Origin of the sequence: Streptomyces sp. CC208A (genome assembly GCF_030010625.1) — a bacterium.
GTDB lineage: Bacteria > Actinomycetota > Actinomycetes > Streptomycetales > Streptomycetaceae > Streptomyces.
This window is the reverse complement of the sequence record NZ_JASCXN010000023.1, coordinates 13,912-26,850: the sequence shown is the minus strand read 5'-3', so window position 1 is coordinate 26,850 and position 12,939 is coordinate 13,912. Positions and strand designations below refer to the sequence as shown.

At 71.6% G+C, this 12,939-nt stretch carries 15 protein-coding genes; 12 read left to right on the top strand and 3 right to left on the bottom strand.

Annotated elements, in window-relative coordinates; translation table 11 throughout:
• Positions 1-382 precede the first annotated feature (382 nt).
• A complete protein-coding gene (locus tag QK442_RS23385) occupies positions 383-679 on the top strand; it encodes a DUF4193 domain-containing protein (RefSeq protein WP_003955561.1) in 297 nt (98 codons plus the stop codon).
• 13 nt (positions 680-692) lie between these two features.
• The gene (locus tag QK442_RS23380) at positions 693-1,757 is read left to right on the top strand and encodes a hypothetical protein (RefSeq protein ID WP_282695999.1); all 1,065 of its coding nucleotides are present in this window, start codon (positions 693-695) and stop codon (positions 1,755-1,757) included.
• 53 nt (positions 1,758-1,810) lie between these two features.
• Here QK442_RS23380 and QK442_RS23375 read toward each other — a convergent pair whose 3' ends face one another.
• Positions 1,811-2,317, bottom strand: coding sequence for a DUF3093 domain-containing protein (locus QK442_RS23375; protein ID WP_282695998.1), 507 nt, complete (start codon positions 2,315-2,317; stop codon positions 1,811-1,813).
• A gap of 58 nt (positions 2,318-2,375) precedes the next feature.
• Between QK442_RS23375 and QK442_RS23370 the strand changes: the two genes are divergently transcribed.
• The 8 genes from QK442_RS23370 (at position 2,376) to QK442_RS23335 (ending at position 7,647) form a co-directional block, all read left to right on the top strand.
• Positions 2,376-2,960 carry a PaaI family thioesterase gene (locus QK442_RS23370; RefSeq protein WP_282695997.1) on the top strand — a complete coding sequence of 195 codons (585 nt, stop codon included), beginning with the start codon at positions 2,376-2,378 and terminating at the stop codon, positions 2,958-2,960.
• Positions 2,960-3,472, top strand: coding sequence for a dUTP diphosphatase (gene dut, locus QK442_RS23365; protein ID WP_043230240.1), 513 nt, complete (start codon positions 2,960-2,962; stop codon positions 3,470-3,472). The genes QK442_RS23370 and dut overlap by 1 nt, the downstream gene beginning before the upstream one ends.
• Position 3,473: 1 nt before the next feature.
• Positions 3,474-4,241 carry a DUF3710 domain-containing protein gene (locus QK442_RS23360; protein ID WP_282695996.1) on the top strand — a complete coding sequence of 256 codons (768 nt, stop codon included), beginning with the start codon at positions 3,474-3,476 and terminating at the stop codon, positions 4,239-4,241.
• Positions 4,242-4,636: 395 nt separating this feature from the next.
• A complete protein-coding gene (locus QK442_RS23355) occupies positions 4,637-5,314 on the top strand; it encodes an ABC transporter ATP-binding protein (RefSeq protein ID WP_282696073.1) in 678 nt (225 codons plus the stop codon).
• Positions 5,315-5,448: 134 nt separating this feature from the next.
• Positions 5,449-5,631, top strand: a complete 183-nt coding sequence (locus tag QK442_RS23350) for a hypothetical protein (RefSeq protein WP_282696079.1) — start codon at positions 5,449-5,451, stop codon at positions 5,629-5,631.
• 84 nt (positions 5,632-5,715) lie between these two features.
• A complete protein-coding gene (locus QK442_RS23345; RefSeq protein WP_282695995.1) occupies positions 5,716-6,402 on the top strand; it encodes a response regulator in 687 nt (228 codons plus the stop codon).
• A 69-nt stretch (positions 6,403-6,471) separates the two neighbouring features.
• Positions 6,472-6,870 (top strand): OB-fold nucleic acid binding domain-containing protein, encoded by a 399-nt coding sequence (locus tag QK442_RS23340; RefSeq protein WP_282695994.1) that lies wholly within the window; start codon positions 6,472-6,474, stop codon positions 6,868-6,870.
• A 3-nt stretch (positions 6,871-6,873) separates the two neighbouring features.
• The gene (locus tag QK442_RS23335) at positions 6,874-7,647 is read left to right on the top strand and encodes a DUF3159 domain-containing protein (protein WP_282695993.1); all 774 of its coding nucleotides are present in this window, start codon (positions 6,874-6,876) and stop codon (positions 7,645-7,647) included.
• Positions 7,648-7,745: 98 nt separating this feature from the next.
• Here QK442_RS23335 and QK442_RS23330 read toward each other — a convergent pair whose 3' ends face one another.
• The gene (locus tag QK442_RS23330; RefSeq protein ID WP_282695992.1) at positions 7,746-8,423 is read right to left on the bottom strand and encodes a TrkA family potassium uptake protein; all 678 of its coding nucleotides are present in this window, start codon (positions 8,421-8,423) and stop codon (positions 7,746-7,748) included.
• Positions 8,423-9,091, bottom strand: coding sequence for a TrkA family potassium uptake protein (locus QK442_RS23325; protein ID WP_282695991.1), 669 nt, complete (start codon positions 9,089-9,091; stop codon positions 8,423-8,425). The genes QK442_RS23330 and QK442_RS23325 overlap by 1 nt, the downstream gene beginning before the upstream one ends.
• A gap of 347 nt (positions 9,092-9,438) precedes the next feature.
• Between QK442_RS23325 and QK442_RS23320 the strand changes: the two genes are divergently transcribed.
• Positions 9,439-11,490 (top strand): APC family permease, encoded by a 2,052-nt coding sequence (locus QK442_RS23320; RefSeq protein ID WP_282695990.1) that lies wholly within the window; start codon positions 9,439-9,441, stop codon positions 11,488-11,490.
• Between the two features lie 84 nt (positions 11,491-11,574).
• Positions 11,575-12,903 carry a TRAM domain-containing protein gene (locus tag QK442_RS23315; protein ID WP_282695989.1) on the top strand — a complete coding sequence of 443 codons (1,329 nt, stop codon included), beginning with the start codon at positions 11,575-11,577 and terminating at the stop codon, positions 12,901-12,903.
• The last annotated feature ends 36 nt before the right edge of the window (positions 12,904-12,939 follow it).

Genomic DNA, 12,939 nt, shown 5'->3' with positions numbered 1-12,939 from the left:
CGGAGCCCGTTCTGTTCGCTTTGAGCGGAATTCCGAGACCTGTGTTCTGAGACGGTCATGTGTGATCGATCACAAACGAATGTGTCCGGAAGGCAGCGCTGCGTGACCGCGAATTCCGGGGGAAACCCCGGAAAAGTCCGGGTTTCCCGGGCGTCGAGCGGCGGAAAGTACACAGGGCGGCGCCCCACGACGACACCCCCGGGACCGTGTACGGTCCGCATCGCCACTCGTACCCGATCACTCGTGAGAGCACGGGACGGGTGTCGATTGAGTAACAGACCTTGATGTGAGGCAAAATCTGCGCCTCAGGTCGGGCACAAGTCCGACCTCTCACGCGTTACGTGCGCTGAGACACCGCAACCACCCAGAGGGGGAGAGCGACATGGCAACGGATTACGACACCCCACGCAAGACCGACGACGACGTCGACTCGGACAGCCTCGAAGAGCTCAAGGCTCGCCGGAACGACAAGTCGACCTCGACCGTCGACGTCGACGAGTTCGAGGCCGCCGAGGGCCTGGAGCTCCCGGGCGCCGATCTCTCGAACGAGGAACTGGCCGTCCGGGTCCTGCCGAAGCAGGCCGACGAGTTCACCTGCATGAGCTGCTTCCTGGTGCACCACCGCAGCCAGCTGGCGCGCGAGAAGAACGGTCAGCCGATCTGCCGCGACTGCGACTGAGTCAGGCGCGGCCGTGGCAGGCGACACACCGTCTCGGAAACGGCGTCTGAGGCTTCCCGGGAAGCCCCGGACGTACAAGGGCGGCACCGGCCCGACGGAGGGCGCCCAGGAGGCCCTCGACGCCGTGCAGGCCGCCCCCCTGCCCTCCTTCGGCGTGGTGGACGACGGGCGAGGCCCCACGGCCTCGCTCGAAGCTGCCGCCGTCCCGGCGCAGGGCCGGGCGCCGCTCCCCGCGGAGCGGGACCCCGAGGGCCCCTCGGACCCCGAGGTGTCCGAGGCCCGTGACGACAGCCGTCACGGAAGGCCGGGCGCCCTCAGGCGACTGGCCGATCCGGCGCGCACGCAGCTCGACCGGATCAAGATCGAAGGCGCCCGCATCGACGCCGTCCGCCGCGGCGTGGCAGGCGTCAGGCAGGGCGTGAAACGCGGCGGCGACGGGGCCAAGGCGGGCATCGGGTACCTGGCCGACCGCCTCATCGACCTGGCCCCGCGCGTCCCCGTCCGCGACCTCGCCACCCTGCGGAAACAGTTCCCAGGGCTCGGCCCCGAGGAACTCGCCGACAAACTGGTCTTCGGCGCGGCCAACGCGAGCTCGACCGTCGGCGCGGGCATCGGCGCCGCCGCCATGCTCCCCGTCCCGCCGGCCATGCCGGCCGAACTGGCCGCCGAGATCACCGGCGTCGCCGCGATCGAGCTCAAGCTCATCGCCGAGCTCCACGAGGTCTACGGCCTGCGCCCGTCCGGCAGCCTCGCCCAGCGCTCGGCCGCCTACCTGACCTCCTGGGCCGAGGAACGGGGCATCGACCCCCTCAGGCCCACCACGATCAACGCGGCCCTCGGCGGACAGCTCAAACGCGAACTGCGCCAGCAGATCATGAAGCGCATGGTCCGCAACCTGCCGAACCTCACCCCGTTCATGGTCGGCGCGGCCGTCGGCGCGGTCATGAACCGGCGCGACACCAAGAAGCTCGCCGAGCGCATCCGCAAGGACCTCAGAGCCCGCCGCGTCCCCTGGGACAGGCTCACGGGACTGCCGCCCCTGGAGCAGCCCGAGAACCCCAAGGAACTGGGCTTCTAGACCGCAGGGGCCGCCAGGAGCGGCCCCGGGGCGACACCGCGCCCCCCGCGGGCTCAGCCTTCGGCCCGTACCGCTTCCACGGCCGCCGCCAGGCCCTCCGGGTCACGGCTCGACAGGTACAGGTACGGGGTCGGGTCCGCCGGGTCCGTGACCATGATCCGCACCGCCCGCGGCACATAGCTGCGCATCAGCATGAAGGCGCGCGGATCGGCCTTGCGGGTGCGCCAGGCGCGTGCCTCCTCCTCGTCCAGCACCTCGACCGCCCCCAGCGCCGACACCGGAACCCGGGCATCGCCCGCCACCAGCGAACCGGCCACCACACGGATCCGGGCCGAGCCGTACGAGGAGACCGCCACACCGGCCGCCACGCCCGCCACGATCAGACCGCCCAGCATCGGCACCGCCCCCAGCGGCAGCGTGATCAGGCCGCCGGACAGGGCCAGCAGACCGACGATCACCCACCAGGAACCGGGCACGGTCAGCCGCTCGTCGAAGCGCGGCGCCGCCGGGGAGGAGGGAGAGTCGGAGGAGGGGACCGGGGACGGTGCGGAAGGCTGCATGCGTCCAAGCTTGGCACGGCGCGACCCGCGCGCGGCCGCGCGGGTAAGGTCTGCGCCTGTGACTGCAACATCTGCCGCCCTCACCCCGCCGGCCGACGCCGTGGCGCCGACCCGCCACCCCGACGCGCCCGCCCCCGGCGAGGCGCTCGGCTCGCACTACGGCCACTGCTTCGGGTGCGGCGACGGACAGCCCCACGGGCTCCACCTGGACGCGCGCGCGGGAGAGGGCGTGACCGTCACCGCCGAGTTCACCGTGACCGCCGACCACCAGGGTGCCCCCGGCCTCGCCCACGGCGGCGTGCTCGCCACCGCGCTCGACGAGACCCTCGGCTCCCTGAACTGGCTGCTCCGTGTCATCGCCGTGACCGGCCGCCTGGAGACCGACTTCCGCCGGCCCGTGCCGGTCGGCACCGTCCTCCACCTCCAGGCCGAGGTCACCGCCGTCCACGGCCGCAAGATCTACTCGACCGCCACCGGCCGGATCGGCGGCCCCGACGGGCCCGTCGCCGTCCGCGCCGACGCCATGTTCGTCGAGGTCAAGGTCGACCACTTCATCGACAACGGCCGGCCGGAGGAGATCCAGGCCGTCATGGCCGATCCCGACCAGGTCCGGCGCGCCCGCGCCTTCGAGGTGAACCCCTGATGCGCCCTCCCGTCGACGTACTGATCCGCCGGGTCGACCCGGACGTGCCGATCCCGGCCTACGGCCACCCCGGCGACGCCGGCGCCGACCTCGTCACCACCGAGGCCGCCGTCCTGGCCCCCGGCGAGCGCGCCGTGTTGCCCACAGGCGTCTCGATCGCCCTCCCCGACGGCTACGCCGCCTTCGTCCATCCCCGTTCCGGACTGGCCGCCCGCTGCGGAGTCGCGCTCGTGAATGCCCCGGGGACGGTGGATGCCGGGTACCGTGGAGAGATCAAGGTGATCGTGGTCAATCTCGACCCGCGCGAGAGTGTGCGGTTCGAACGGTTCGACCGGATTGCCCAACTAGTCGTCCAGCAGGTCGAGAAGGTGCGCTTCCACGAGGTGGCGGAGCTTCCCGGCTCGGCGCGGGCCGAGGGGGGCTTCGGGTCCACCGGCGGTCATGCCGCCGTGGACGGCACAACGGGTGGGAATCGATACGCTTCGGTCGTATCCGACCGGGAAGGACAGTGACGTGTTCGGACGTCGCAAGAAGAGCGGTGCCGCCGACACGGCGGGCGAGGCCGAGCAGGTCGTCGACGCCGTGGCAGGCGAGGACGCCGCGGACGCGGCCGAGCAGCCGCGCAAGGTGAACCTTCCGCCGGCGCCCCGGCCCGACGGTCCCTGGGACGTCTCCGAGGTCGCCAAGCCCGAAGAGGGCCGCGTCGACCTCGGCGGCCTCTATGTGCCCGGCGTCGAGGGCATGGAGCTCCGCGTGGAGGTGGCGGGCGACGCGATCGTCGCCGCGACCATCGTGCTGCGCGACAGCGCCGTGCAGCTCCAGGCGTTCGCGGCGCCCAAGAAGGAAGGCATCTGGGGCGAGGTCCGCGAGGAGATCGCCACCGGCATCGTCCAGCAGGGCGGCGCCATCGACGAGGTCGAGGGTCCCCTCGGCTGGGAGCTGCGCGCGCAGGTCCCCGTCCAGCTGCCCGACGGCAACCGCGGCGTGCAGATCGTGCGCTTCGTCGGCGTCGACGGCCCGCGCTGGTTCCTGCGCGGTGTCATCTCCGGCCAGGGCGCGGTGCAGCCCGAGGCGGCCGGCCTCCTGGAGCAGATCGTGCGGGACACCGTGGTCGTCCGCGGCGAGGGCCCGATGGCCCCGCGCGACCCGATCGTCCTCAAGCTGCCGAACGACGCCCAGATGGTGCCGGACGGCGTCCAGCAGGAGGAGCAGGCCGGTTCCCGCTTCTCCGGCGGCATGGGCCAGCTCCAGCGCGGCCCGGAGATCTCCGAGGTCCGCTGACACATCCGCCGGCACACAGGAAACCCCGGCCCGGTGGGCCGCCGACCGTACGCACGACGTACGGGCGGCGGCCCACCGGCCTTTTCCGGGGCGCACGGCGACCGGCGGCCGCAGGCCCGTACGGAGAAAAAACAGGGCTGTACAAAGACTGGGCTGTACGAAGAACAGGGTTGTACGGAGAAAACCCCGGCCCGGCCCTGAGCGTCCCCTGAGCGGTCCCCTCGGGGATCGGGCGCCGGGAGATCGGGGTGGGGTCCGGGTCGCGGGCCCTGGTCTGCCGGGTGGCGGCCGACCATACTGGTCAGCGCAGGTGTTCGACGAGGGGGGAACGCAGAGTGAGCGAGAACAGCACGCGGTCCGCGACGGCCGTCGCCGAGGATTCCGCCGGGGGGGCGATGATCCGGGTGGAGGACCTGCGCCGCACGTTCGGCGAGGGCGAGGCCGCCGTCCACGCCCTCAAGGGCGTCTCCTTCGAGATCCCCCGCGGCGAGCTCATCGCCCTCAAGGGCCGCTCCGGCTCCGGCAAGACCACCCTGCTCAACCTCGTCGGCGGCCTCGACTCCGCCGACGGCGGCCGGATCGTCATCGACGGCACCGACCTCTCCACCCTCGGCGAGGAGGGCCTCCTGGCACTGCGGCGGGACCGGATCGGCTTCATCTTCCAGTCCTTCGGCCTGCTGCCCATCCTCTCCGCCGCCGAGAACGTCGGCGTCCCCCTGCGGCTGCGCGAGGCGGACCCCGTCGAGCGCGAGGAGCGGGTGGCCCTGCTCCTCGCCCTCGTCGGCCTCGCCGACCACGCCGACCAGCGGCCCGGCGAGCTCTCCGGCGGCCAGCAGCAGCGCGTCGCCATTGCCCGCGCCCTCGCCAACAAGCCGGCCCTGCTCATCGCCGACGAGCCGACGGGCCAGCTCGACGCCGAGACCGGCCTCGCCGTGATGGAGCTGCTGCGGGCCGTGGTCCGCAGCGAGGGCTGCACCGCCCTCGTCGCCACCCACGACCACCAGCTCCTCGGCCTCGCCGACCGGGTCCTCGAACTCCGCGACGGCGAGATAGCCGAGACCGCCGAGGCCTGAGCCCTCTGGGCCCTCTGAGCTCTCCGGCCCGCCGGCATTCCGCCGCCCCGGCGGGCATCAGGATCACGTCAATACCGCACCGGGGCGTTCCTCGGGGTACGGAATGTCCGATCGGCCGGACGTAGGGTCAGGGCATGGGACCTGGCAGGCTTCGGATCGACCTGGGCGCGGCGCCCGGCGCTGGCAAGACGTACGCCCTGCTCGCCGAGCCGCTGCCCCGTCACGAGATCGAGTACCACGGCGGCGTCTTCCCGGAGACGGACGTCGCCGCCCCGCCGGAGACGGCCGTCGGCGTGCCGGTCCGCGTGGTGGGCTGAGACCGCGCCCCCTGCCCGTACCCGATCCCACCCCCGTAGCTCATTCCGTACCCCACCCCGTCCAGCAGAAGGAAGGCCCCCGACATGACCCGGGTTCTCGTGGTCGATGACGAGCCACAGATCGTCCGCGCCCTGGTGATCAACCTCAAGGCGCGGAAGTACGAGGTCGACTCCGCCGCCGACGGCGCCACCGCCCTCAAGCTCGCCGCCGAGCGCCACCCCGACGTCGTCGTCCTCGACCTCGGTCTGCCCGACATCGACGGCGTCGACGTCATCAAGGGGCTGCGCGGCTGGACCCGGGTCCCGATCATCGTCCTCTCCGCCCGGCACACCTCCGACGAGAAGGTCGAGGCGCTCGACGCCGGCGCCGACGACTACGTCACCAAGCCCTTCGGCATGGACGAGCTCCTCGCCCGGCTGCGCGCCGCCGTCCGCCGAGCCGAACCCCTCGGCGGCGGCGAGGACGACGTCGTCGTGGTCGAGACCGAGGGTTTCACCGTCGACCTCGCCGCCAAGAAGGTGCACCGCGAGGGCCGGGACGTCCGGCTCACCCCCACCGAGTGGCACCTCCTGGAGGTCCTGGTCCGCAACGGCGGCCGTCTGGTCAGTCAGAAGCAGCTCCTCCAGGAGGTCTGGGGACCCTCGTACGGCACCGAGACCAACTACCTCCGGGTCTACATGGCCCAGCTCCGCCGCAAGCTGGAGACCGACCCCTCCCACCCCCGCCACTTCGTCACCGAACCGGGCATGGGCTACCGCTTCGAACGCTGATGCGAAGGTATGGGAAGGGTCCGGGGGAAGGGATCGGCCCGCGCGGGGCACGGCCGGTACGCTTTCGGTATGAGTGCTGCACCCCGTCCCGACAAGCCGGCCGGCCGGTTCCGCAGGCTGCTCGACCGGCTGTCCTCCTCGACGGAGGACCTGGAGTCGGAGGAGCTCCAGGAGGACACGGCGGCCTCCGGCTGCACGCGGATCTCCGACTGCTCCGACCGCCAGATCGTCAGGGTGACTGGTACCTTGCGCACGGTCACCTTGCGCCCCCGGGCCGGTGTCCCGGCCCTGGAGGCCGAGCTCTTCGACGGCACGGCACCCCTGGACGTCGTCTGGCTGGGCCGTCGCTCCATCGTGGGCATCGAGCCGGGCCGCAAGCTGATCGCCTCCGGCCGGATCTCCATGAGCCACGGCCGGCGGGTCCTCTTCAATCCCCGATACGAGCTCCGACCGCTCGGACAGGAGTAGCCGGTGACGTCCGTCGACAAGCCGACCACCGCACCGCCGACCCCGGACCAGGGCGCCCGGACCGACAAGGCGGTGACCGAGGCCGCGCTCTTCGAGGCGTTCGGCGGCGTCCGGGGCATGGTCGAGACGGTCCTTCCCGGACTGCTCTTCGTCACGATCTACACGATCAACAAGAACCTGCACCTCTCGGCCATCGCCGCGCTCGGCGTCTCCCTCGTCCTCGTCGCCGTCCGGCTCATCCGCCGCGACACCGTCAAGCACGCCTTCAGCGGCGTCTTCGGCGTCGCCTTCGGTGTCGTCTTCGCGATGATGACCGGGAACGCCAAGGACTTCTACCTCCCCGGCATGCTGTACACCCTGGGCCTCGGCCTCGCGTACATCATCACCACGCTCGCCGGCGTCCCGCTGATCGGCCTCATCCTCGGCCCGGTCTTCAAGGAGAACCTCTCCTGGCGGACCCGGAACCCGGGACGGAAGAAGGCGTACGCGAAGGCCAGCTGGGCCTGGGGCCTCATCCTGCTCGCCAAGTGCGCGATCCTCTTCCCGCTCTACTGGTGGGCCGACACCACCCAGCTCGGCTGGGTCCTCGTCGCCCTGAAGATCCCGCCCTTCCTGCTCGCCGTCTACCTCACCTGGGTCTTCCTCGCCAAGGCGCCGCCGCCGATCGACGTCTTCGCGGAGATGGAGGCGGAGGAGAAGGCCGAGAAGGAGCGCAGGGCCGCGGAGGCACGCGAGGCCGCGGAGGCCGCCGGCTCTCCGGGGCATCCGGAGGCGTAGCCCGTAGCCGCGCCCCCCGCGTACGCGGAAGGGTCCGGGACCAGTCGCCGGTCCCGGGCCCTTCCCCGTATCCGTACGCCTCGACGTATCCGTACGCCTTACGACTCCGTGGACTCCCGGCGCACCTGGAGCAGTTCCTCCAGCTGCTCCTCGCGTGCCTGCGCCGCCACGAAAAGGAGCTCGTCCCCGGCCTCCAGGGTCTCCTCGGGGCCCGGCGTGAGCACCCGCGAACCGCGGATGATCGTCACCAGCGAGGTGTCCTGAGGCCAGGCGACCTCGCCCACCTGCGTCCCCGCCAGCGCCGACTCCGGCGGCAGCGTCAGCTCCACCAGGTTGGCGTCGCCGTGGCTGAAGCGCAGCAGCCGGACCAGGTCGCCGACGCTCACCGCCTCCTCCACCAGGGCCGACATCAGACGCGGGGTGGAGACGGCCACGTCCACGCCCCACGCCTCGTTGAACAGCCACTCGTTCTTCGGGTTGTTCACCCGGGCGACCACTCGCGGCACGCCGTACTCGGTCTTCGCGAGCAGCGAGACGACCAGGTTCACCTTGTCGTCGCCGGTGGCCGCGATGACCACGTTGCAGCGCTGGAGCGCCGCCTCGTCCAGCGAGGTGATCTCGCAGGCGTCGGCGAGCAGCCACTCCGCCCGCGGCACCCGCTCCACCGAGATGGCGGTCGGCGCCTTGTCGACGAGCAGGACCTCGTGACCGTTCTCCAGGAGCTCGCCCGCGATGGAACGGCCCACCGCGCCCGCGCCCGCAATCGCGACCCGCATCAGTGACCGCCCTCCTCGGGACCCTCGGCGAACGCCGCCTCGACCTTGGTGATCTCGTCCGTGCGCATCATCACGTGCACCAGGTCACCTTCCTGGAGCACCGTCTGCGAGGTGGGGATGACCGCCTCGCCCAGCCGGGTGAGGAAGGCGACCCGGACACCGGTCTCGTCCTGCAGCCGGCTGATCCGGTGGCCGATCCACGCCGGGGAGGTGTGCACCTCGGCGAGCTGGACGCCCCCGCTCGGGTCGCTCCACAGCGGCTCCGCGCCCGAGGGCAGCAGCCGGCGCAGCATCTGGTCGGCGGTCCAGCGGACCGTCGCCACCGTCGGGATGCCCAGGCGCTGGTAGACCTCGGCGCGCCGGGGGTCGTAGATCCGCGCCGCCACGTTCTCGATGCCGAACATCTCGCGCGCCACCCGGGCGGCGATGATGTTGGAGTTGTCGCCGCTGCTCACCGCGGCGAAGGCGCCGGCCTCCTCGATGCCCGCCTCGCGCAGCGTGTCCTGGTCGAAGCCCACCCCGGTGACACGACGGCCCCCGAAACCGGAGCCCAGGCGGCGGAAGGCCGTCGGGTCCTGGTCGACCACGGCGACCGTGTGGCCCTGCTGCTCCAGGGTCTGCGCGAGAGCGGCTCCCACGCGACCGCAGCCCATGATGACGATGTGCACGTCCCCGTTACCCCGCACTCCTGATCGCCCTGCCGACCCGCTCGCCGACCTGTTCGTCGCTCTGTCCGCCAGCCCGCTCGCTGACCTGCCCGCTGCCCCTCCCCCAGCCTTCGGCCGGGGGCACCCCCATCTCGCTTCGCTCGCTGACCCGCGAAAACACCCTGCTCACAACTTTCCTCGCCCGATCGGCCCGGGCCGCGGCGGACAACACCCTGCCGGGTTGCCCGGTCCGAGCTTAAGCGGCAACGCCGGAGGGGGCCGCATCCGAGGGGATGCTCAAGAAGATCCGGTGCGGATCCGGGAGGGGCGGTGGTCCCGACGGTTTCCCAACGCTTACGATCCTCCGCGTGCCAAAACTGACCGACGTGCCCAAACGGATCCTGATCGGGCGTGCCCTGCGCAGCGACAAGCTGGGAGAGACGCTCCTCCCCAAGCGGGTCGCCCTCCCTGTCTTCGCCTCCGATCCGCTCTCCTCCGTGGCGTACGCGCCGGGCGAGGTCCTCCTGGTCCTCTCCGTCGCCGGTCTGTCGGCCTATCACTTCAGCCCGTGGATCGCGCTGGCCGTCGTCATCCTCATGTTCACGGTCGTCGCCTCGTACCGGCAGAACGTGCACGCGTACCCGAGCGGCGGCGGCGACTACGAGGTCGCGACCACCAACCTCGGGCCGAAGGCCGGGCTCACCGTCGCGAGCGCCCTGCTCGTCGACTACGTCCTCACCGTCGCCGTCTCGATCTCCTCCGGCATCGAGAACCTCGGCTCCGCCGTCCCCTTCGTCGTCGAGCACAAGACGACCTCGGCCGTCGTCGTGATCGTCCTCCTCACCCTGATGAACCTCCGGGGCGTGAAGGAGTCCGGCACCCTCTTCGCCATCCCGACGTACGTCTTCGTCTTCGGCGTGTTCAGCCTGATCCTCTGGGGTGCCTGGCGCGGCATCGTCCTCGACGAGACCATGAAGGCCCCCACCGCCGACTTCGAGATCAAGCCGGAACACGGGGACCTCGCCGGCTTCGCGCTGCTCTTCCTGCTGCTGCGCGCCTTCTCCTCCGGCTGCGCCGCCCTCACCGGCGTCGAGGCCATCTCCAACGGCGTCCCCGCCTTCCGCAAGCCGAAGTCGAAGAACGCCGCCGCCACCCTCGCGCTCATGGGCGGCCTCGCCGTCACCATGTTCTGCGGCATCATCTTCCTGGCCCTGGCCACCGACGTCCGGATGGCCGAGCAGCCCGCCCAGGACCTCCTCCGCGACGGGGTACCGGTCGGCTCGGGCTACGTCCAGGACCCGGTGATCTCGCAGGTGGCGGCCGCCGTCTTCGGCGAGAGAACGTTCTTCTTCGTCCTGCTGGCCGCCGCCACCGCGCTCGTCCTCTTCCTGGCCGCCAACACGGCGTACAACGGCTTCCCGCTCCTCGGCTCGATCCTCGCCCAGGACCGCTACCTGCCGCGCCAGCTGCACACCCGCGGCGACCGCCTCGCCTTCTCCAACGGCATCGTGCTCCTCGCCGGCGCCGCCGCCCTCCTCGTCTGGGTCTACGGCGCCGACTCCACCCGCCTCATCCAGCTGTACATCGTCGGCGTCTTCGTCTCCTTCACGCTCAGCCAGACCGGCATGGTCCGGCACTGGAACCGGCACCTCAGGACGGAGAGGAACCCGGCCAGACGCCGCCGCATGATCCGCTCCCGCGCGATCAACGCCTTCGGCGCCTTCTTCACCGGCCTCGTCCTCGTCGTGGTCCTCGCCACCAAGTTCACCCACGGCGCCTGGGTCGCCCTCCTCGGCATGGTCATCTTCTATGTGACGATGACCGCGATCCGCCGCCACTACGACTCCGTCGCCGAGGAGATCGCCGCCGCCGAGCAGCGCCCCGACGAGTACGTACGCCCCTCCCGGGTCCGCTCGATCGTCCTCGTCTCCAAGCTCCACAAGCCCACCCTCCGGGCCCTCGCCTACGCCAAGCTCATGCACGCCGGCGAGCTGGAGGCGCTCACCGTCAACGTCGACCCGGCCGAGACGAAGGCGCTGAAGGAGGAGTGGGAGCGGCGCGGCATCAACGTGCCGCTGAAGATCCTCGACTCCCCGTACCGCGAGGTCACCCGCCCGGTCATCGAGTACGTCAAGAACCTGCGGCAGGAGAGCCCGCGGGACGCCGTCTCGGTCTACATCCCCGAGTACGTCGTCGGCCACTGGTACGAGCACCTGCTCCACAACCAGTCCGCGCTCCGCCTCAAGGGCCGGCTCCTCTTCACCCCGGGCGTGATGGTGACCTCGGTGCCGTACCAGCTCCGCTCCTCCGAGGCCGCGAAGAAGCGGGCGAAGAAGCGGCAGGAGTGGAACGCGCCGGGCTCGGTCCGCCGCGGCCCCGTCGAGAAGGCCCGGAAGGAACCGACGGGAAAGAGCAACTAGACTGGTGGGCTGCTGTCCGAACAGCGGCCCGCTTCTCTTCTCCTCGTCTTCCTCCCTCCCTTTCTCTCCCAGGAGCCCCCGATCATGCAGAACACCCCTGTGAAGTCCCTGATCGGGGAGGAGTACGAGGTCGAGGTCGGGCCCGTCGCCCACGGCGGCCACTGCATCGCGCGCACGGAAGAGGGCCGGGTCCTCTTCGTCCGCCACGCACTGCCGGGCGAGCGCGTCCGGGCCCGGGTGACGGAGGGCGAGGAGAGCAGCCGCTTCCTGCGCGCCGACGCGGTCGAGGTCCTGGAGGCGTCCAAGGACCGCATCGAGGCCCCGTGCCCCTTCGCGGGCCCGGGCAAGTGCGGCGGCTGCGACTGGCAGCACGCCAAGCCGGGCGCCCAGCGCCGCCTCAAGGGCGAGGTGATCGCCGAACAGCTGAAGCGGCTCGCGGGCCTCACCCCGGAGGAGGCCGGCTGGGACGGCACCGTGGTCCCCGCGGAGGGCGACAAGCTCCCGGCGGGCGAGGTCCCGCAGTGGCGCACCCGCGTCCAGTACGCCGTCGACCCCGAGGGCCGCGCGGGCCTGCGCAAGCACCGCTCGCACGAGGTCCAGGTGATCGACCACTGCATGATCGCGGCGCGGGGCGTCTCGGAACTCGGCGTCGAGGCCCGCACCTGGGAGGGCATGGCCGCCGTCGAGGCGATCGCCGCCTCCGGCTCGAACGACCGCCAGGTCATCCTCACCCCCCGCCCCGGCGCCCGCCTCCCGCTCGTCGAGCTCGACAAGCCGGTCTCCGTGATGCGCGTCGACGAGAAGGACGGCGGCGTCCACCGCGTCCACGGCCGCGCCTTCGTCCGCGAGCGCGCCGACGACCGCACCCACCGCGTCAGCAGCGGTGGCTTCTGGCAGGTCCACCCGAAGGCCGCCGACACCCTCATGAAGGCCGTCATGCAGGGCCTCCTCCCGCGCAAGGGCGACACCGCCCTCGACCTCTACTGCGGCGTCGGCCTCTTCGCCGGCGCCCTCGCGGACCGCGTCGGCGACCAGGGCGCCGTCCTCGGCATCGAGTCCGGCAAGCGCGCGGTGGAGGACGCCCGTCACAACCTGGCCGGCTTCCCGCGCGTCCGCGTCGAACAGGGCAAGGTCGAGTCGGTCCTCCCGCGCACCGGCATCACCGAGGTCGACCTCATCGTCCTCGACCCCCCGCGCGCCGGCGCCGGCAAGCAGACCGTCCGCCACCTCTCCGGCCTCGGCGCCCGCCGCATCGCTTACGTGGCCTGCGACCCGGCGGCCCTCGCCCGCGACCTGGCCTACTTCGCCGAATCGGGCTATCGGGTCCGCACGCTGCGGGCGTTCGACCTGTTTCCGATGACTCACCATGTCGAGTGCGTGGCGATCCTTGAGCCTGCCGAGAAGGGCCGCTGACCTGCAAGTTTGCCGAGTGTGCGTTACGTGCGTCAC